We start from the raw sequence: 19,606 nt of genomic DNA, 5'->3' as shown, positions 1-19,606 counted from the left end.
CTTGTGTGGCTTCAGCGTCCCCGGTCGAGGATCACCGCATAGCGGGCCGGCCGGTCGACAGGATTGTGAAAGTCGAAGGCGTCTCCGATGTCCATGAACAGGCAATCGCCGGGTTCGAGCCGATGCATCGTCTCGCCGATCGTCATCTGCAGCTCGCCTTCGAAGAGCCAGACATGCTGCGTCATCACACGGCTTTCCTCCCGCGGCGGAAAGCTGACGCGCGCGCCGGCCGGAAACTCCACCTCGACGATATCCACCCGGCTCGGCATGCCCGATGGCGAAACGGAGCGGCGCAGGTAGCCGGTATGCGGATCGCGCCACAGCCGCTGGCTACCCCTGCGGCTGAGCGGTGATGCCGGTTCATCATTCTCGGCAAAGAAGGTGGAAAGCGTCAGCCCCAACGCCTCGCAAAGCCGCGCCAGGAGCGCCGCCGTCGGGCTCGCCTCGGCGCGCTCGATCCGTGAGATCATCGCGCGGCTGACGCCCGAACGGGCCGCCAGCTCATCCAGCGTCAGCGCCTGCGCGTCCCTCAGGCCACGCAGCCGCTCCCCGATCGATCGATCCAGTGAGAGGGCATCTTCCATTATTCGAGAATGCATTTCTCGGATGATGGAGTCAACAGCAGCCGATGCGACTGTCGGTGCTTGTCTACCCAGGCTTTCGCCAGCGGCAGATCCTCATCCGAGAGCTGATGGGCAGTGTCGATGAAGTGGCTGGTAAGGTTCGCGCCGCTGTCCCGCAGCCATGCCTCCAGCCGCCGAGCCAAGGGGGCTGCCAGGTCCTGCCGGCCGCTCACCATCAGAACCGAGGTTGCCGAGAGATCCACCACCGGCGGGTCCTCCAGCACCATCGCCGGCCGCAGCAGGACCGCCCGGCGGATCAACCCCGGGTACAGTGCCATCACCGCCGCCAGGAAGTTTGCGCCGTTCGACAGGCCGAGAAAAGTCAGGCGCTCCGCGTCCAGCCGATAGCCTTCCACCGCGCCTTCCACGAAAGCGGCAAAGGCTTCCGCTTCTGAGCGAATGTCACCCTGGTCGAAATGCTCGCCCGGCAGGCGGCGGAACCAGCGGGGCGAGCCATCCTCCACCGAACGCCCGCGCAGACCAAGAAGCATAGCCTGCGGTGCGATCCGGTGCGCGAGCGGCATCAGGTCCCCCTCGCTACCGCCGCTGCCGTGCATGAGCACCAGCGTCTCCTCACCCGGCGCATCCGGCACGAAGAAACGGTGCACGAAGGGCAGGTCGCGGCGCGGCATGCGTTGCTCACCGGGAAGCGAGAATTGCGGAAGGAACACCTTGAGGTCTTGCGCACGCGCCTCGTCGCCCGGCGGCACGAAGAGCTGCTCGCCCAGATGTCCGGGCTTCTCGTCGATAGCAAAGCCCGGCCCGTCAGTCGCATATTCGATCAACGTGCCGCCCGGCTCGCGCACATAAAGCGAGATAAAGTACTTGCGGTCATGGAGATTGGTCGGCGAGGAGTTCAGCCGCGAAAGGTCTCCTTCCATCTTTCTGATCGCCTCGACGTCCCCGGCGCGAAAGGCGACATGATCGGCCGTTCCCGTCCCGGGAATTCCGGGCACGTAGCCGGTGGCGTCGCGCACGTCTACCGCATCGGTGTCGGACAGCATCCGCTGCAGATTACCCATGACCGGCCCCGGCCGGTAACCGAAGCGGGACAAAAAGGTTGCCGTCTCCTCCGGCGTCTCGGTCAACAGCGTCACCGCCCGCAGCCGCGTCACGGCCGGCTCCTGCCCTGCCGCCAAAGCCATAGCGTCGCCATGTCCCACTAGCTTGACGATGATGCCGTCGGGGTCCTTCAGCCGCAGCACCGTTTCGCCAAACTCATGCAGCGGGCCTTCCACCGGCACGCGGTGCGTGATCGCCCGCGTCAGCCATTCACCGATCGCATCGCGCGGCACGGAAAAGGCGATCTCGGACACCTGCCCGTTCCCCACCCGCCCCGAAGCGCCATCCTCCCAGACGAGAAATGTGACGAGCGTGCCAGGCTCGGCCTCCGCATTTCCGTAAAACAGATGCAACTGCTCGGCATCCTCGAAACCACCGGTGCGCTTGACGAGGCGGAGCCCCAGGAAGCCCACATAGAAATCGACATTCTCCTGCACCCGCCGGGTGATCAGCGTGACGTGGTGAATGCCGGTGGGAAAAGAAGATGCGGCCATGAGTGGGTTCCGGTGGCGGGAACATGCAGCCTAGTTGCTTGTGCGCAGGGAGGCTAGTGGCGCGAAGACTCCCATCGGTATCGGAACCAAACTGCGCGCCGCAGGCTGTCATGCATCAGGATCAATCACAAGAACGTGTTCGCGACCTCGTCGTTGCGTCTTCGAGACGAATGGACGGCTGGCGGATGCCGAGACACGGCCTCTTCGCTTCGGCCACCCGATCTACCGGTCTTGGCATGGACACGAACCTTCGCGTCCATGCTTGCGACATGATCGCTGCCTCCATCCGTTACCGGAGAACGGGAGCCTGCGCTAGAAAGTCTTGCGAAATCCAACCGCTATGCCAGCGGCAGAAGCATCCGGCACATGGCCCGAATCGACGCGATACTGTAGGCCCACTCGCAGATGCCCCTCTGCCAACGGGACACTGTAGTCCATACCGAAGTCTAGCTCGCGGCCGGTCGGTTCGACGTCAGCCGCCATCTGGCGCCGCTGGATCTCTCCGGCAGCATTGCGGCCGGTCGGGATATTCAGCTGCATCGAGCCGCTTTCAATGCGCAAGGGTTGAGCAACGGAGAAGGAGAGTGAATCCTGCTCCTTCATCAGGTTGCCTACGCGTACTCCGACCTGAAAGGCCAAGAAATCGACGTCGCTGATCGACCCGACCAAGCCTGCGGTGCCGCCAGAAGCTCTCGCCGTCCCGTGTTCGAACCGGCCAAACAGCCCCAGGTCCGGCGCCAGTTGATGATCGAGACCGGCGTGGAATGTCGCAACCTTGCTTCCGGCACCCCAGGCGAACGCCGCGCTGGGCTCCATCCCGAGAAGACTTTCCTGATCATCTAGATAGCTCGCTCCGAAACTGACGCGGGTCGCTTCGCCGATTGCGACGTTGATGGCGCCGCCTGCAACAGATCCCAGCTCCTCCTCATGCGTGCCTTCCCCTGCAAACCCAACGGCCGTGACTGCGAAAGGCCCCAGTTCGCGACTGGAGATGGCTGCAACGTTTTCACCCACAAGGGAGAGAACAGAGCTCTGACTGTGCCACGCGGATGCGGGACTGGTCTCGAAGATGCCGGTGGCATCGGCCGCAACCGAGAGGCCCGCCGTTGCGGCGTATGCGTCGTCTGGCAGGAGCAGGCCCGGCTTGGGCAGCGCGTGCGAAGGGGGAACGGCAACCCACTGCATCAGGTCGGGGAGCATGGAGGGGCTCGACGCTTGGACGAGCTGTGATCCTTCGACGTTGTAGCTGCGGTTTAGGGCATCGAAGACCGCGACCTGAGTCCCAGCCAAGGCCGCTTCGATCCCATTGCCAAAGCTTTGCGAAGGAGCAACCGTCATCTCCGTGAGGCTCGTCCGATCGCTGGTCAGAACGTGATCTCCAGACAGATAAGACACGCTTCCGATCGGGCTGAGTGCCGCTGCGACGTCCAGGACCCCGTGCCCCCATTCCTCGGAGTAGGCATGGGAAACGCCGTTGCCGAAGTCGCTGGTGCCGCTGACCGCAACGCCGAGCTTGCTGAACCAGCTATTGTCCGCGCTCGCCAGAAGTCTCTTTGTCCACTCCTCCGGTGTGAGATCCGGAAAAGCCTCCGCCAGCAGCGCAACCGTCCCAGCGATCTGCGGTGCGACGTAGGATGTGCCCGTGCCAGCAGAATAGGACGTATCGGAAGTCGCACTCGCTGCACTCGTTGTTCCATCTCCGGCCATGCAGAAGCTTGCAGCCAATCCACAGGGAGCCGAAAGGCGGACAGCCTTCGTGATCTCTCCTGCCGCGTCCACCTCAAAATAGCCATTGGCGGCAGCGACCCAGGCCTCCTGCAAGTGCTGGTCAAAATGCGGAAGGGCCGCCATCACGTCGCCGGACGCCAAGGCCTCGTTGTTCGACAGTGCCCATACGATGACGCCTCCACGCTGAAAGCCGTCCAGCGCATCGAGATAGGTCTGCCACTTCGCCGCACCATAATTGCCGATCAGCGCGTTCAGTCCCTGTGCCACGGTCCGGCCGGGATTGGCCTGAAGGTGAGACGCGAGATCAGAGGCTGGCAGTTCGAAGCCCCAGGAATTGTTCTGCGCGACCGCCCCGCGGGAAGCTGCGTCAAGCGTGCCACCAATGACGTTGTCCAGGTTAAGATTGGTGCCGCCTGCCGGATTGATGGCGGTCAGATGCAAGCCGGCGGAAGGGGTCACTCCGTGCATTCCCCTGCCATCCTGAACGCCTGCAATCAGCGAGGCCACATGCGTGCCGTGATCGCTGCTCGGAAGCGTGCCGTACCGATAGATCGTCTTGCCCGCAAACTCCTGATGCGTCGTGCGAAAGCCGCTGTCGACGACTGCAACGAGCTGGCCTGCGCCGCTGATGCCCGAGGACAAGGCCGTGTGCAGGTTGTGCAGTTCAAACGCGCTGGACTGGTTGGTCGCGGGCGCACCGGAGGATGCACAACCGACATAAGTGCAGTTGGCGTCAGCCGCGCGAAACTCGGCGGATGTCCGAATTTGCTCCGCCCGCGCCGGATTGAAGGTCACGCCGCCTGATGCCCAATTGCCCTGGGAGAGCGAGGGTGATGGCGGGGTGGGTGCCGGAGCGGGTGCGGGCGCGCTGGGCGAAACCGGTGCTGGAGCTGCGACCGCGGGCGGCGAAGAACTACCGGAACCTCCATCGCCGGATCCGCCCGATCCGCCGGAGCAGCCACTCACCAGGAGGCCTGCAGAGAAAAGGGCGATCGGCGCCATCAAAGCGGTATTCGACATGCTCAAGTAAGACCATCGACGAGAGTAGGATGATGATGCTCTCTGATGACCGCCTGACGGACCTTGAGCTGCACGAATGCGCCATCTTTCAGAAATCAGGCTTTTTCATGAGTATCTGCTAAAAAAGAGGATACTTCCGAAACTGCCGTAATGTCTGCAATTCGGCAGACGAATGCGGGACATCCTGCGGTCTTGGGCATGGACGTAAACCTTTCGTGGCCATGCCACTTCCTGTGGCCACGGCCTCCCTTGAACTTCGGGCACCCGACCGTCTTCTCAGGCAGCGAGCTGGATCTTTCCGCTGCTCTCCCGAACATCGCGGGCAGGAGAGACCCCGAACATTCGCCCGTATTCGCGGGTGAACTGCGGCACGCTTTCATAGCCGACCGCGTAAGCCGCGTTGCTGATGGTTGCGCCTTCCGAGATCATCATCCGCCGCGCCTCGATGAGCCGAAGCTGCTTCTGGAACTGCAGCGGCGAGAGCGAGGTGAACGCACGGAAATGCTGATGGAAGGATGACGGGCTCATCCCGGCCACCGCAGCCAAGCGCTCAACAGGGATCGCCTCGCTATACCCGCTCCGGATGACGGCAACTGCCCGCGCGACGCGGTTTGCATGACTGTCGGCAAAGCCAAGGGCGCGAATGCCGGCGCCGTGGGGACCGGTCAGCAGCCAATAGTGCATTTCCCTGATCAGTTGGTCCTGCAGGATAGGGATCGACTTCGGCCGATCCAGAAGACGCATCAAGCGAAGTGCAGCGTCGGCAACCTCCGCTTCGGTGGGATCAACGTGGATGGGTGCGCCTGTCTCGGCCTGAGCAATGCCGATTTCCAGAACAAGCGACTGCGTCACAGCCGGATCGATATCGAGCACCAGCGAGTAATACGGCTTGCCCGCCGTTGCCCGAGTGATCTGGCTGACATTCGGAACATCGGCGGCGATCAGCAGAGATTCACCCGCACCAAAGTCAAAGGTCGAGCTGCCCATCGTCACACGCTTGCTGCCCTGCAGGACCAGCGCCACGAGCGGCTTCGAGATGGCATATTGCATTTTGCTTGGAGCCGTGGCCCGCATGGCAAAGAGACCCGGAATCGGCGTGCGGGCGACGCCGAACCGGTCGGCATTGGCATCGGCAAAGCGGCGGACGCAATCGAGGAGCGTGCTGTTCAACATGATCTGCTTTCGTAGCCAGTGCAGCGAGCAGTAAAGCGCTTTCGTTTCCCACAGACAAGCAAGGTCGGCGGATTAGGCAAAACAACGGGAGATTCTGGCAACCCCGATCCGGCCGAACGAGCGATGGATCTGTCCGCGGAAGCAATGAACAGCGGCGTCGGTTGCATGAATAGGCAAACGATCACCAATCCGGCAGTGCCTACACCCGCCTTTCGCAACGATCCTCACCCCGTACGCACAAGGGAAACCAGACATGACCACAGTATCTATCGTGACCGGCGGCAGCCGCGGGCTTGGCCGCAATACCGCAATCAGCATTGCCGGGCATGGCGGAGACGTCATCGTAACCTATCGCAGCGGCACAAAAGAGGCCGAAGCGGTTGTTGCCGAGGTCGAGGCTCTCGGTCGCAAAGCAGTAGCCCTGCAGCTCGACGTGACGGATGTTTCGTCATTCTCCGCTTTCGCCGAAAAAGTCCACGAGGTGCTGGCGGACACGTGGAGCCGCGCCACCTTCGACCATCTCGTCAACAATGCCGGGCATGGCGAAATGGCAAGCTTCGCCGAGACAACCGAGGCGCAATTCGATTCACTCTTCGACACCCATGTCAAAGGCGTGTTCTTCCTGACGCAGGCGCTTCTGCCGCTTCTTGTGGAAAGCGGCCGCATCGTAAACTTCTCTTCTGGCTTGACGCGCGTCTCGGCAGCCGGGTTCTCGGCATACTCGGCCGCCAAGGGCGCGGTCGAGATCCTCACCGTCTACATGGCCAAGGAACTTGCCTCCCGCGGCATTACCGCAAACACTGTGGCACCCGGCGCCATCGAGACAGATTTCCTCGGCGGTGCCGTTCGCGACATGCCCGACCTCAACAGCCAGTTCGCCGGGATGACAGCCCTTGGGCGTGTCGGCGTCCCGGACGATATCGGGCCGATGGTGGCAAGCCTGCTCGGCCCGGAAAACCGGTGGGTTACCGGACAACGCATCGAAGTCTCCGGTGGACAGACGATCTGAGGCCAGGAGGCAGACGTGGCATTCTCCGGACGGGCACTTCTGACCGCACCCACAATCGCTTGTCATGAAGCCGTCCTACCGGTACCGCTTCACGGGCAAAGTCCCGTGAAGCCACATCTCGCAAAGGACCCGCCCGTGCCGCAGCCCGTCGCATCGTCCAGCTCGGAAGCCGCCAGCACCGCCGCCCACGGCACACCACGGGAAGTCTTCTTCGCGTTCCTCAAGCTCGGGCTCACCTCGTTCGGCGGGCCGATTGCGCATCTGGGCTATTTCCGCGACGAGCTGGTGGTGCGCCGCAAGTGGATCGACGAGGCGGGCTATGCGGATCTCGTGGCGCTCTGCCAGTTCCTCCCCGGGCCGGCGTCGAGCCAGGTGGGCTTTGCGCTGGGCCTCCTGCGCGGCGGGCCGATTGGCGCACTTGCAGCATGGACGGCTTTCACCCTGCCCTCGGCCCTGCTCCTCCTCGCCTTTGCCTTCGCCGCCACATCCTTCGACGGGGCGCTCGGCCAAGGCCTGCTGCACGGGCTGAAGCTGGCGGCCGTCGCCGTCGTTGCCCAGGCCGCCTGGGGCATGGCGAAGAGCCTGACGCCAGACCGGCCGCGGGCGGGGATCGCGCTTGCGGCCGTGCTGATCGCGGTCGCGACCGCCGAATCAGTCGGCCAAATTGCGGCGATCGCCGCCGGTGCACTCGCCGGCCTCGTGCTTTGCCGCAACGGCGCGGCGGTCGAGGCCACCCACCTCTCCTTCCGGGTGCCTCGGCGGGTCGGCGCCGCCTGTCTGCTCGTCTTCCTGGCGCTGTTGCTTGGCCTGCCGCTCCTGACAAATGCTCTGGATGCGCAGGGGCTGTCGCTGGCCGATGCCTTCTTCCGCGCCGGGGCCCTTGTCTTCGGCGGCGGCCATGTGGTTCTGCCGCTCCTGCAAGCGGAGGTCGTTGTACCCGGATGGGTGAGCGAGGATGCCTTCCTTGCAGGCTATGGAGCGGCCCAGGCGGTTCCCGGGCCACTCTTCACCTTCGCCGCCTATCTCGGCGCCGTCACGGACCCGGCGCCGAACGGCGTGGCTGGCGCGGTCATCGCGCTAATCGCCATCTTTCTTCCCGGCTTCCTGCTGCTTCTCGGCGTGTTGCCCTTCTGGGACCGGTTCCGCCGCCGGCCGCGCGCCCAGGCGGCCATGCGCGGCGCCAATGCCGCGGTGGTCGGCATACTGGGGGCAGCCCTCTACAGCCCGGTGTGGACGAGCGCAGTGCTCAGTCCTTACGACTTCGCGCTGGCGCTTGCGGCTTTCCTGCTGCTTGTGGTGTGGAAGGTGCCGCCGTGGATTGTCGTGGTCTTCTGCGCGCTCGGCGGCATCGGGCTGGCTTTTCTCTGAGCCGTCCCGGCGTCAGCTGGCGCCCCGCCGCTCCAGCGGCCATTCCATCACCAGCCTGTACGCGTTCTCGCCCACCGTGCGGGTGAGGCTTCCGCCGAGCTGGCGCTTCACCAACGTCTCGATCAGCCGCGTGCCGAAGCCGCTTGCGGCAAGGTCGACGACGCTGTCGCTCCATTCCAGCCACTCCAGACGCGCTGTCGGGCCCGTTGTCCAGCGCACCTCAAGCCGCCCGCCGGCCCTGCCGAGGGCGCCGTATTTTAAGGCGTTGGTGAGAAGCTCGTGCGTCACCAGCCCGAGCGCCTGCGCCTGATTGGCGTCAAGCAGAAGCGGCGGGCCGTCGATGACGAGCCCGTCCATGCTGCCGCCGACGGAAGCAAGTTCCGCCTCGAGCAGCGCCTTGAAGTCGACCCGGCCGTCGAGCGACGGGTTGAGGAGATCCTGGGCAGCCGCCAGCGCCTTCAGCTGCCGCTCCAGCGCGGCGAGGAACTCGTCCTTGCTTTCCGCCTCGCGTGCGGTCAGCCGTGCGATGCCGGCAATGCGGGCGATCGAGTTCTTCAGCCGGTGCTTGGTCTCGTCGAGCAGGAGGCCGCGCAGTTCCGCCGCCTGCCGTGCCTCGCGGGCCGTCTCGCGTTCGGCGGCGATGCGCTGCTCGCGCTGCTGCAGCAGCCGCTGCAGCAGGATCGCCACCAGACCGCCGACCAGCAGCGTGACGAAGGAAGGTTGCAGCAGCAGGTTGCCACGGTCGCGATAGGCAAGGTCCACCTGCCATTCCCGGTCCGCGATCGTGATGGGAAAACGCCCTTGCCAGGCGATATCGCCCTCCGGCTCCAGCATCACCTCACCCGTCGCAGCATCGACCACCCGCGCCACGACGCCAAGGTCGCTCGGAAGCGACAGCGCCGTCTGCATTAGGTCCCCTGATCTATATGGGGCATAGACCATGCTGTGGATGGAGCGGCCGTCCTTCCTCATCACTGGCTGGTAGATCAGGAAGCCGCTCTGCTTTTCCTCGGTGATCTCCTGCACCAGCTCCACCGGGGCAGTCGCCGCCGCACGGCCGGAGCGCCAGGCGCGATCCATCGCCTCGCGCCGCACCGGTTCGGAATACATGTCGTAGCCGATTGCCGCCTGGTTGCGGGCATCCGGCGGCTCCAGAAGCACGATCGGGAAGCGGTGGGGCTGATCGGTTTCCGGCCAGACGCGCTGGTCACCGCCATAGGAGGAGCGGAGGATCGAAAGCGCCTCGCCGGTCTCGCCCGCCGGCTGGAAGAGCGCAACGCCGATGCCCTGCATCCCGCCTTTCAGGTCATGCTCGTCGCCGAGATCGAGGAAATCGCGGATGTCGGCGATATCGACCCGGTAGTCATCGGCGACGAGAAAGGAGCGGAGAAAGGAGAGAAGCGATGTCTGGCTGTCGATCCGGCCCTCGATGCGGTCGGCCAGCATGCCGAGATCGTGAAGCTCCTGCTGCGAGCGCGCACGCTCCATCACGCCTGCGGCAGCAACCGCAAGCAGCAGCACGACCGCGCCTGCGATCAGCGGCCCGATCCTTTGTCCCCTCAGCCTCTTCAGTTCGCCCTATCCTTGCTATCCCCGCTCGCGCCAAACATTTCTGAGGACGGCGCCATCGTCCAGCCCTATTGCGGAACATTGCGGCTGCAACGGGGCGAGCACGGCGAAACGGCGGCAAACGAGCGTCCAAGGGCCTAGCTGCTCCCCCGCCGCAGGTAAGGGCGCCACTTGGCACCCAAAAGCCGCGCATTTGTCGCAAATGCCGGTGACTACCGGCTATGCGGCGCCTTTGAGCGCTGCTATATGCGCGGGCCATGAGCACTGATCGCACGCCCCTGAGTCATATCCGCAACTTTTCCATCGTCGCCCATATCGACCACGGCAAGTCGACCCTTGCCGACCGGCTGATCCAGACGACCGGAGGTCTAGCCGAACGCGAGATGTCGGACCAGGTGCTCGATTCCATGGATATCGAGCGCGAGCGCGGCATCACCATAAAGGCGCAGACGGTGCGCCTGCACTACAAGGCCAAGGACGGCGAGACCTATGTCCTGAACCTGATCGACACCCCCGGCCATGTCGACTTCGCCTACGAAGTCTCGCGCTCGCTGTCGGCCTGCGAGGGCTCGCTGCTGGTCGTCGACGCGTCCCAGGGCGTCGAGGCCCAGACGCTCGCCAACGTCTACCAGGCAATCGACAACGACCACGAGCTCGTCACGGTCTTGAACAAGATCGACCTGCCGGCGGCCGAGCCCGACCGCGTCAAGGAGCAGATCGAGGAAGTGATCGGCATCGATGCCTCAGACGCGGTGATGATCTCCGCCAAGACCGGGCTCGGCATCCCCGACGTGCTTGAAGCGATCGTCCAGCGCCTGCCGGCGCCGAAGAGCGAGGGCGGCGAAAAGGCACCGTTGAAGGCCCTCCTCGTCGACTCGTGGTACGACACCTATCTCGGCGTCATGGTTCTCGTGCGCGTCATCGACGGCGTGCTGACCAAAGGCCAGCAGATCCGCATGATGGGCACCGGCGCCCGCTACGGCGTCGAGCGCGTCGGCGTGCTGACCCCGAAAATGCTGCAGGTGGATTCACTGGGCCCCGGCGAGATCGGCGTCATCACCGCCTCGATCAAGGAAGTCGCCGATACCCGCGTCGGCGATACGATCACCGACGACAAGAAGCCGACAACCTCTGCCCTGCCGGGCTTCAAGCCCGCCCAGCCGGTCGTCTTCTGCGGCCTCTTCCCGGTCGATGCTGCCGATTTCGAAGACCTGCGATCGGCCATGGGCAAGCTTCGCCTCAACGACGCGAGCTTCTCCTTCGAGATGGAAAGCTCGGCCGCCCTCGGCTTCGGCTTCCGCTGCGGCTTCCTCGGCCTGCTGCATCTCGAAATTATCCAGGAGCGGCTGGAGCGCGAGTTCAACCTCGATCTCGTCGCGACCGCCCCCTCCGTCGTCTACCAAATGACGCTGACCGACGGAACGGAGAAGGAGCTGCACAACCCGGCCGACATGCCGGACGTCGTCAAGATCGACGAGATCCGCGAGCCGTGGATCAAGGCGACGATCCTGACGCCTGACGATTATCTCGGCGGCATCCTGAAGCTCTGCCAGGACCGGCGCGGCATCCAGACCGAGCTCACCTATGTGGGCAACCGCGCGATGATCACCTACGAGCTGCCGCTCAATGAAGTGGTCTTCGATTTCTACGACCGGCTGAAGTCGATCTCCAAGGGCTATGCCTCCTTCGACTACAACATCATCGACTACCGCGCCGGCGACCTCGTGAAGATGTCGATCCTCGTCAACGGCGAGCCGGTCGACGCGCTCTCCATGCTCGTCCACCGCTCCGCCGCCGACCGCCGCGGCCGCGGCATGTGCGAGAAGCTGAAGGAACTCATCCCGCCGCACATGTTCCAGATCCCGATCCAAGCCGCCATCGGCGGCAAGGTGATCGCCCGCGAGACGGTGCGCGCACTGCGCAAGGACGTGACCGCCAAGTGCTACGGCGGCGACGCCACCCGCAAGCGCAAGCTCCTCGACAAGCAGAAGGAAGGGAAGAAGCGCATGCGACAGTTCGGCAAGGTTGAGATCCCGCAGGAAGCCTTCATCGCGGCGCTGAAGATGGGGGATGAGTGAGGGGGTCACCGACCTTTTCGCTTCGAACTAGGTCACCCGCCTCTGGCTGCGCATGCGGCGCCCGATAAATTCGCGCGAAGAAGGCTTCGTCGGATAGCGTCGTAGCAGCGCGGCAATCGCTGCGGCTGCAGCGATTGCGAAGACGATACGCCCCACAAGAACTCCGTACACGTCCGCACCGAGCGAAATCATCAGGATCGCATCCTCGGTCACGCTATGCGCGAAGCCCATGACAACACATGAGAGAAAGATTTGGCGAGGCGAGATTGCCCCTGATCGTGCTTCGCGGATGAGTAGGCCGGCCCCATAGGAGATACCCAGGAACAATTCGACGGCCGTCAGATGCTCTGCTTCTCCACGAATACCGGCCAATCTCAACAACGGCGACAGAGCCTTCATCATCAGACCCAACAAGCCTGTCGCACGGAGGAGCTCAAGGCTCCACGACAGGATGATCAGGATCACCAGTATCCGTGCCATTGTCTCGATAAGTCCTCATGTGTGAAGCCAGCTGACTGTGGCGCTCATTGGCACCCAGGTGGGCCCGGCAGGACCGGACAGCCAGCCGGTAGCTGCCAGGATATGATGCAGGAGGAAAGCGTAGAGCAACCCGCCAATAATGCGCAGCAGCGTCGTCGCGGCCATCCCCGGCCCTGCCTGCTGGATGATCTTCTACTCCGTCGGCAGGCCATGGGCGAACAGGATCAGCGCCGAGAAGACGGTGATGTCCCCCGCGCTTAGACTTGATACCGGAACTAGCGTGAAAACTAGAGGGATGGCACCCCATATTCCGACCAACATCCCAGTTAGCCAGGCCAACCCGAGCTCTGGTGGCAGGCCGATTAGGTGCATTAGGGGAGCGAATGCTGGTGCCATGGCCTTGATTGCGCCCGCCCTCGCCAGAAGTTCCGTTAGAAGCGCAATTGGAATCATGATCCGAGCCAGCATCTAATAGATCCCGAGAGTTTCGCGGGTCGTGCATAATAGGATTGTCCAGAGCTGCATGTGAGACCTCCACAAGGGTTGTCTCATAGCCCTAGCTTTGGGCTCCGGAATCCAGTGAGACCGATGTTGTCCTGATGTTGCGCCTGAGGGACATGGAAGAGTACGACCTTCTTTGCCAGCGTCTGTTTCGCGACCAGACGAACGTCGCGCGCTTCTTTACGATGATGGTGATCCGCACCGCCAAAGAAGAGACGGCTATTCGACTATGAGCCGCCGCTTGGCATAGCAGGAAGGATCCTTCGAGGGCCGGCTCTGCCGGCCACCTCAGGATGAGGAGAGCGTGGAACGTCCTGCCCCACCCCCGCCTTCGTCATCCTCAGGCTTGACCCGAGGATCCAAAACCAAGCCTTCCCGTTCCTGAGCGCTAACCTAACCCACCAGAAGGCATAGAGATCAGGCCTAGATAGGAGAGGCACCATCTGCCGGCAGGCTGATTGAAATCATCGTCGGAAAGTAATACCTTTCAACCAAAGGGTATTACAGGATCCAGCATGACAACGACAGTGACGACCAAAGGGCAGGTCACCATTCCCAAGGCGGTTCGCGATCTGCTCGGGATCGTGCCGGGGACGGAGGTCGACTTTCAAAGAAATGCGGATGGCAGCGTGGTGCTGACGAGGGCCGACAAGAAGAACAGTCCGGCCAGCCGTTTTCAGCGGCTTCGGGGACATGCCGGTGAAGGTCTCAGCACGGAAGCGATCATGGCACTCACCCGCGGTGAGGCATGACGCTTGTCGACACCAATGTCCTGCTGGATCTCGTGACGAACGATCCCGTCTGGGCGGATTGGGCCGTGGCGCAACTGGAAGCGGCAAGCCTTTCTGGGCCGCTCATGATCAACGACATCATCTATGCAGAACTGTCCGTCCGCTACGCACGTATCGAGGATCTGGACGCTTTCGTTGAACAGGCGGAGCTGGTGCTTGCGCCCTTGCCTAGAGCAGCACTATTTCTGGCCGGCAAGGTGTTTACCGGCTATCGCCGCGCCGGTGGGTCCCGAACCGGCGTTCTGCCAGATTTCCTGATCGGCGCCCAGGCGGCGGTTCAGAACCTGCCGGTGCTGACCCGCGATGTCGGGCGCTTCCGATCCTACTTTCCGACGGTATCGCTGATCGCACCGTCCTGATCTGGCGAGGGGGACGTTTCTGGCCGCCTGCATCAACAACCTCAACAGCTTGTTCGGAATCTCGTCCACCTTCATCCCCCTCCCGTGCACCGTGCCTACACTTCCCCCCGTCCCGCCGCGGATACACCAGGAGGCGTCCTGGCGAGGCGGGGCCGGCGCTGGTGGTGGAGGGACGACGTGCACCTTCACCATGGGGGTCCGCGGAAAATGGTCTCCCTCCGGCGACCGGGGCGGAAGAAGCGCAGTTGGACCGCCGTTCCTTCCGATTTCCCGTTATCGCGCGCCGGGCGTGCCTGTGGGGCACAGAGGGTGACGGGGCCGCGCCGTGAACGGGGCGCTGAGAAGTGCCACATAAACTTATTTTACGAGGCAGCTTTCAGTGCCCATTCCGATTTGAAATTCGGAGATCGCCAAGGGAGGATTCTGTCTTATCGTCACCCTCGGGCCTGACGCGAGGGCATGGAGGGTCGCTTCACTCCCACCTCAGGGTGAGAGCTTCCGGTGTCGAGTGCGTCGCACCCGACCGCGCCTCACGCAAGGTAGTGAATGTGCGGCCGACCGTGGTGGGTCGAGCGCTCCACCCGGGCGCTGACATGGAAGACGTCGCGCAGCAGCTCTTCCGTCAGCACCGCTTCGGGCGTGCCGGCGGCGGCGACGCGGCCGTGGTCGAGCACGATCAGGTGGTCACAGAACATCGCCGCGTGGTTCAGATCGTGCAGCGCAATCACGCTGGTGACCGGCAGGCTGGCGACGAGGCGCAGGAGGCCGATCTGATGCTGGACGTCGAGGTGGTTGGTCGGCTCGTCGAGGATGAGCTCCTGCGGCGATTGCGCGAGCGCGCGGGCAATGTGGATGCGCTGCTTCTCGCCGCCCGAAAGGCTCTGCCACAGGTCGTGGCGCTTCTCCACCATGCCTGCCCGCGCCAGCGCCTCCTCCACCGCCGTATCGTCCGCAGCCGACCAGCCGGAGAACATCGAGCGGTGCGGGAACCGGCCGAGCTTGACGACGTCGATGACGCGCAGGTTGGCATTGGTGGTGGCATGCTGCTCGACGAAGGCGACGCGCCTGGCGAGCGACCGGCGGCCGACTGTGCCGATGTCGCGGCCGTCGAGCGTGATGCGCCCGGCAGACGGGGTCTTCAGCCCGGCGAGCAGGCGGAGCAGCGAGGTCTTGCCGGAGCCGTTCGGACCGAGCAGGCCGAGCATCCGGCCGGGTTCGGCCTGTAGCGACACGCCGTCGAGCACGGTGCGCTTGCCGATCTTCCAGACTAGATTGTCGGCGGTGATGCTCATGATGGGCGCTGGAACCGGTACAGGACGAAGGAGAAGAAGGGCACGCCGACGAGCGCCGTCACCACTCCGATCGGCAGCACCTGCTGCGGGATCAGGATGCGCGAGGCAATGTCGGCGAGGACCATGAAAATCGCGCCGGCGACGGCACAGGCGGGCAGGAGGCGGATATGAAGCGGGCCGACCAGGAAGCGAGCGGCATGCGGCACGACGAGCCCGACGAAGCCGATGGTGCCGACCATCGAGACGATCGTTGCCGTCATCACCGCCGTCAGCGCAAAAAGTGCGATGCGGGCGCGCGCGACATTGACGCCGAGCGAGGCGGCGGCCTCGTCGCCGAAGGCAAAGGCATCGAGGACCCGGGCATAGAGGAGGCAGGGGATGAGACAGAGGCCGACGACGGTGGCGACCAGCATGAATTCCGGCCAGCGCACGCCGCCGAAGCTGCCGAGCAGCCAGAACATCACGTCGCGCGCCTGCTGCGCGTTGCCGGAGGTGGTGACGATATAGGAGGTGGTCGCATTGAAAAGCTGCGAGGCGGCAACGCCGGCGAGGATCGTGCGGTCGGCGCCCCCGCGCGTGCCGTTGGTGAGGAGCGCGACGAAGAAGAAGGCGGCAAAGGCGCCGGCAAAGGCGCCGGCCGAAAGCGAGACGGCACCGGCGCCGAGGCCGAGGATGACGATTGCCACCGCCCCGGTGGACGCGCCGGCGGAAATGCCCAGTACATAGGGCTCGGCCAACGGATTGCGCAGCAGCGCCTGCATGATGGCGCCCGAAAGCGCTAGGCCTGCGCCGCAGAAGGCGGCGACCAGCGCGCGGCTGAGGCGGTAATCCCAGATCACCGTCTCGTGGATCGGGTTGAGCTCGACGGCTGTCCAGCCCAGCCGATTGGTGACGGCGGCAAAGGTGGTCGACAGCGGGATCGGCAGGTCGCCGATCCCGACGCTGACCGCAACCACAAGCGCGATCGCACCGCCGGAAAGAACCAGCAGCGCGAGAAGGGCGCCAAGCCCGCGGGCGGTGCCGGTGGCTTGCGTCACTTTAGGAGACCGAGGTCCTTCAGTTGCTTCGCCACCTCTTCGGCACCATAGATGGTGCGGATGGTCGGGTTCATCGCCTGGCCGTCCATGACCACGATCGCCTTGTTCTTCACCGCCGGCATCTGGCTGACGGCCGGGTCGCTGTTGAGGAAGGCAATTTTGGCTTCCGGCTTATCGAGCTCCCAGCGGTTGCGGTCGAGGCTGGCGACGACGATGACATCCGGATTGGCGGCGATGATGCCTTCCCAGCCAAGGGTCGGCCATTCGGCTTCCGCATCGATGGCGTTTTCGCCACCCAGCACATCGGCGATAAAGCCGGAGGCGCCGTTCTTGCCGCCGAGATAGGCGTCCGCGGAAGGAGCGGGGCTGGAGAACCAGAAGACATAGGAGAGCTTCTTGCCGTCCTTGGCGACGCTCGAACGAAGCGCTGCCTCGCGCTGCTTCAGGTCTTCGATCAGGGCCTGGCCGCGATCGGCAACATCGAAGACTTGCGACAGCTCGTCGATCTCCTTGTAGAGGAGGTCCATGCTCCACAGCGTGTCACGGCTGCCGTACTGGTCGTGCACCTTCTCGGTGCTGAGGCAGGTGCTTGGCGAGAGGTAGGTGGGAACACCGACCTTCTCGAAGTCCTCGCGCTTGGCGACCTTGCTGGTCGGGCCGATCAGGCTCGGCAGGGCGGCGGCGACGAAGTCCGGGTTTTCTGCCAGCAGGGATTCGAAGGTAGGAAACTCGACCGTGAGCAGCTTGACCATGGCGTTCGCCTCTTGCAGCTGCGGCATGACCTTGCTCGGCCAAAAGGCGGTGCCGACCATCCTGTCCTGAAGGCCCAGCATCAGCAGGATTTCCGCGCTGTTCTGCCCAAGGCCGATTGCCCGCTGCGGCGCTTTCTCAAAGGTGACTTGCGCGCCGCAGTTTTCGATCGTCAGCGGATACTTGGTTGCGGCCGCGGACACGGAGGCTGCAGCGAAGAACGAGAGTGCGGCAGCAGCCGATGCGGCGAGGAAGGTCCTAGCAAGGGTCACGGGAAAGATCCTGTCGTTGCGTTTGCCCGCCCTATAGACCCGAGGCCGGCGCAAAAACAAGATTTTTCGGCTCATATTTATGCGACTCGCCGTCTCAATGGCGGTTTCAAACCTCTTCTTGGAGGTCGCGCGTCAACGAAAAGCTGGCCGCCCAATGGTGCACGTCTTCCACATCCGGCTCCTTGCCGTTTGCGCTGGTGACACACAGCGCCTTGAAGATCGGCGCATAGACTTGCCAGAGTCTCGGCGAAACGGCGACCTGCTGCGCGAAGCGGCTGATCGCCAGCGTCAGACGAAGGTCCTCCCGCACGGACGAATGCCATGGGGACGGAGGTCAACTGGGACACGAGCTTGGACAGATTTCCCGCGAAGGTGGAGGTGCTGCTGGGTCGGAGGCGCCGAGCACGTTGACGAGCAGCGCAAAGCTCCGCCCCGGATGCCACCATCTGCATGTCGGTCAGGATATAGGTGACAGAAAGCGTCAACAGGACGAAGCCGTTGGCCGCGGCAATCGCGCTACAGATCCCCCACCAGCCATTCGACGGCTGGGCGTTGGCGGCACCCATGGTTGAAGGGCGTTACCGACATAGAAAAGCGACTGGACCCAGTTCGCAGGCTCCCCCGTCGACTGCATCACGAGAGCGGTCCCGCCAACGAGGATCAGCAACCAGGCGAGCGCCGTCAGCAGCAGCCAGGTCAGCGTCACAAGCGACATGATGATCTGCCCGCTATAATCGTGCAGGAACTCTCCGCCGAAGCGGTTGTGCAGTCGCTGCAAAAGGCGCCAGCAGCCGAAGGAGAGACGGTCAGTCAACGCGCCCTGCCGCCCGCCACTCAAAGCGGTGATGATGAAGTCGGTCTGGACGATGAGGAGCAGGACGATGCCTGTGAGGATCAGCAGCATGCCGGTCGTTTCCACTTGCGGCCGCGCCGGATCAGGCCGCGTCTGCCTTTGGTCCTGCCGATCATCCGCAAGTGCGGCATCAGTTGACGAACTCGACGGTGACGCCTGGATCGACCATTGCGCCCAATTCCTCGGCATCCCAATTGGTCAGGCGCACACAGCCGTGCGAGCTGACCTTGTCGATCTGCGCCGGCTCCGGTGTGCCGTGGATGCCATAGGTGGGTTCGGACAAATCGATCCAGATCGTGCCGACGGGATTGTTCGGGCCGCCGGGTATCTGGAGCACCTCGTCGTTGTCGCCCTGCTGGAAGTTGACGTCTGGGCGATAGGTGTAGACGGGCATCGGAGCAACCCCCTTGACCTCGTGCGTGCCAGAAGGCGACGGGTTTTCCTCGCTGCCGATGGTCGCTGGGTAAACTGAGATGAGCTTGCCGTCGCTTGAGAAGGCGCGGACCTGTTTCGCCTTTCGATCCGCCTCGATGCGGGCCACCTTTCCTTCGACGGGCTCTCCCGGCGCTGCGACGGAGATCGTCTCGCCGGGCCGGAAGTTCGCGTCTAGGTTCAGAGTCCGCAGAAGGTCCAGGTCCATATGGAAACGCTCCGCCAGACGCTCGTCGACGCTGGTGAAGCCGAGGTGCTCCATCTCCGCCTTCTTTTCGTAATCGTCTGGGATGCGGTCGACGAGATCCTGAGCGTCCTCTCCGCTTTGATCTCGTAGTCCTTCATGACCGTTCCGTCCTGTGACAGCCGATCCAGAACCGCCTTGTCGAGTTCGCCATCGGAGGTCAGCCCATGCATGGCTTCGAACCCCGCAACGCCCTTGCTGACATTCTCGCCGTAGAAGCCGTCGATTACGCCGGGCGAGGAGCCAGCCCGGTCGAGCAGGATCTGAAGGCGGATAACCGCAGGATCCGGATCAGGTGAAAGCTCTTGCGGACGTGTCTGCGGGAGCGAGCGGATCGAGGCTCGATTAACGGCGTCCGCCGTCAGTTCGGCGGCGCCGGCACCCCATGCGGCGAGGAGAAGACAAGCGGCGGAAGCGGAAGCGAGGACGTGTTTTATGGAGGCGAAATGCCGATAGCAGAGACTTGTTCCC

The 19,606-nt window shown here is 63.8% G+C and carries 15 protein-coding genes and 3 pseudogenes; 6 read left to right on the top strand and 12 right to left on the bottom strand.

What is annotated here, in order from left to right:
- Positions 1-11 precede the first annotated feature (11 nt).
- From MUU54_RS03675 to MUU54_RS03660, 4 genes are all read right to left on the bottom strand, one after another.
- A complete protein-coding gene (locus tag MUU54_RS03675; protein WP_247242674.1) occupies positions 12-584 on the bottom strand; it encodes a helix-turn-helix domain-containing protein in 573 nt (190 codons plus the stop codon).
- On the bottom strand, positions 584-2,179 hold the full coding sequence (locus MUU54_RS03670) for a VOC family protein (protein ID WP_247242673.1): 1,596 nt from the start codon (positions 2,177-2,179) through the stop codon (positions 584-586). Before MUU54_RS03670 ends, MUU54_RS03675 begins: the two co-directional genes overlap by 1 nt.
- Before the next feature lie 312 nt (positions 2,180-2,491).
- Complete coding sequence (locus tag MUU54_RS03665) at positions 2,492-4,927, bottom strand: S8 family peptidase (RefSeq protein WP_247242735.1); 2,436 nt, start codon at positions 4,925-4,927, stop codon at positions 2,492-2,494.
- A gap of 276 nt (positions 4,928-5,203) precedes the next feature.
- Complete coding sequence (locus tag MUU54_RS03660; protein WP_247242672.1) at positions 5,204-6,100, bottom strand: AraC family transcriptional regulator; 897 nt, start codon at positions 6,098-6,100, stop codon at positions 5,204-5,206.
- Between the two features lie 253 nt (positions 6,101-6,353).
- Here MUU54_RS03660 and MUU54_RS03655 point away from each other — a divergent pair, with 253 nt between their 5' ends.
- Positions 6,354-7,109 (top strand): SDR family NAD(P)-dependent oxidoreductase, encoded by a 756-nt coding sequence (locus MUU54_RS03655; protein ID WP_247242671.1) that lies wholly within the window; start codon positions 6,354-6,356, stop codon positions 7,107-7,109.
- Between the two features lie 135 nt (positions 7,110-7,244).
- The gene (gene chrA, locus MUU54_RS03650) at positions 7,245-8,477 is read left to right on the top strand and encodes a chromate efflux transporter (RefSeq protein WP_247242734.1); all 1,233 of its coding nucleotides are present in this window, start codon (positions 7,245-7,247) and stop codon (positions 8,475-8,477) included.
- Between the two features lie 12 nt (positions 8,478-8,489).
- On the opposite strand, the gene MUU54_RS03645 is transcribed toward chrA, so the two are convergent.
- The gene (locus MUU54_RS03645) at positions 8,490-9,998 is read right to left on the bottom strand and encodes a CHASE domain-containing protein (RefSeq protein ID WP_247242670.1); all 1,509 of its coding nucleotides are present in this window, start codon (positions 9,996-9,998) and stop codon (positions 8,490-8,492) included.
- A gap of 305 nt (positions 9,999-10,303) precedes the next feature.
- On the opposite strand from MUU54_RS03645, the gene lepA reads away from it, so the two are divergent.
- Positions 10,304-12,124, top strand: a complete 1,821-nt coding sequence (gene lepA / locus MUU54_RS03640; protein WP_247242669.1) for a translation elongation factor 4 — start codon at positions 10,304-10,306, stop codon at positions 12,122-12,124.
- Here the strand turns inward: lepA and MUU54_RS03635 are convergent.
- Positions 12,093-13,072: pseudogene (locus MUU54_RS03635) on the bottom strand (nucleoside recognition domain-containing protein). The gene lepA and the pseudogene MUU54_RS03635 overlap by 32 nt on opposite strands.
- 107 nt (positions 13,073-13,179) lie before the next feature.
- Here MUU54_RS03635 and MUU54_RS03630 point away from each other — a divergent pair.
- The 3 genes and pseudogenes from MUU54_RS03630 to MUU54_RS03620 form a co-directional block, all read left to right on the top strand.
- Positions 13,180-13,338, top strand: a pseudogene (locus MUU54_RS03630) (Lrp/AsnC ligand binding domain-containing protein); the annotation flags it as partial.
- A 282-nt stretch (positions 13,339-13,620) separates the two neighbouring features.
- On the top strand, positions 13,621-13,857 hold the full coding sequence (locus MUU54_RS03625) for an AbrB/MazE/SpoVT family DNA-binding domain-containing protein (RefSeq protein WP_247242668.1): 237 nt from the start codon (positions 13,621-13,623) through the stop codon (positions 13,855-13,857).
- Positions 13,854-14,255, top strand: a complete 402-nt coding sequence (locus MUU54_RS03620) for a type II toxin-antitoxin system VapC family toxin (RefSeq protein WP_247242667.1) — start codon at positions 13,854-13,856, stop codon at positions 14,253-14,255. The genes MUU54_RS03625 and MUU54_RS03620 overlap by 4 nt, the downstream gene beginning before the upstream one ends.
- A gap of 530 nt (positions 14,256-14,785) precedes the next feature.
- On the opposite strand, the gene MUU54_RS03615 is transcribed toward MUU54_RS03620, so the two are convergent.
- The 6 genes and pseudogenes from MUU54_RS03615 to MUU54_RS03590 form a co-directional block, all read right to left on the bottom strand.
- The gene (locus MUU54_RS03615; protein ID WP_247242666.1) at positions 14,786-15,547 is read right to left on the bottom strand and encodes an ABC transporter ATP-binding protein; all 762 of its coding nucleotides are present in this window, start codon (positions 15,545-15,547) and stop codon (positions 14,786-14,788) included.
- On the bottom strand, positions 15,544-16,584 hold the full coding sequence (locus MUU54_RS03610) for a FecCD family ABC transporter permease (protein ID WP_247242665.1): 1,041 nt from the start codon (positions 16,582-16,584) through the stop codon (positions 15,544-15,546). The genes MUU54_RS03615 and MUU54_RS03610 overlap by 4 nt, the downstream gene beginning before the upstream one ends.
- Positions 16,581-17,537 carry an ABC transporter substrate-binding protein gene (locus MUU54_RS03605; protein ID WP_494338233.1) on the bottom strand — a complete coding sequence of 319 codons (957 nt, stop codon included), beginning with the start codon at positions 17,535-17,537 and terminating at the stop codon, positions 16,581-16,583. The genes MUU54_RS03610 and MUU54_RS03605 overlap by 4 nt, the downstream gene beginning before the upstream one ends.
- Positions 17,538-17,712: 175 nt before the next feature.
- On the bottom strand, positions 17,713-17,916 hold the full coding sequence (locus MUU54_RS03600; protein ID WP_247242664.1) for a hypothetical protein: 204 nt from the start codon (positions 17,914-17,916) through the stop codon (positions 17,713-17,715).
- 171 nt (positions 17,917-18,087) lie between these two features.
- Positions 18,088-18,510, bottom strand: coding sequence for a hypothetical protein (locus tag MUU54_RS03595; RefSeq protein ID WP_247242663.1), 423 nt, complete (start codon positions 18,508-18,510; stop codon positions 18,088-18,090).
- 79 nt (positions 18,511-18,589) lie between these two features.
- Positions 18,590-19,572, bottom strand: a pseudogene (locus MUU54_RS03590) (L,D-transpeptidase family protein).
- Positions 19,573-19,606 lie beyond the last annotated feature (34 nt).

The sequence above is a fragment of the Pseudorhizobium tarimense genome, assembly GCF_022968135.1.
In the GTDB taxonomy this organism is placed as follows: domain Bacteria; phylum Pseudomonadota; class Alphaproteobacteria; order Rhizobiales; family Rhizobiaceae; genus Neorhizobium; species Neorhizobium tarimense.
Note: the sequence above shows the minus strand (reverse complement) of the source record. Positions and strands in the feature narration are given on the sequence as shown.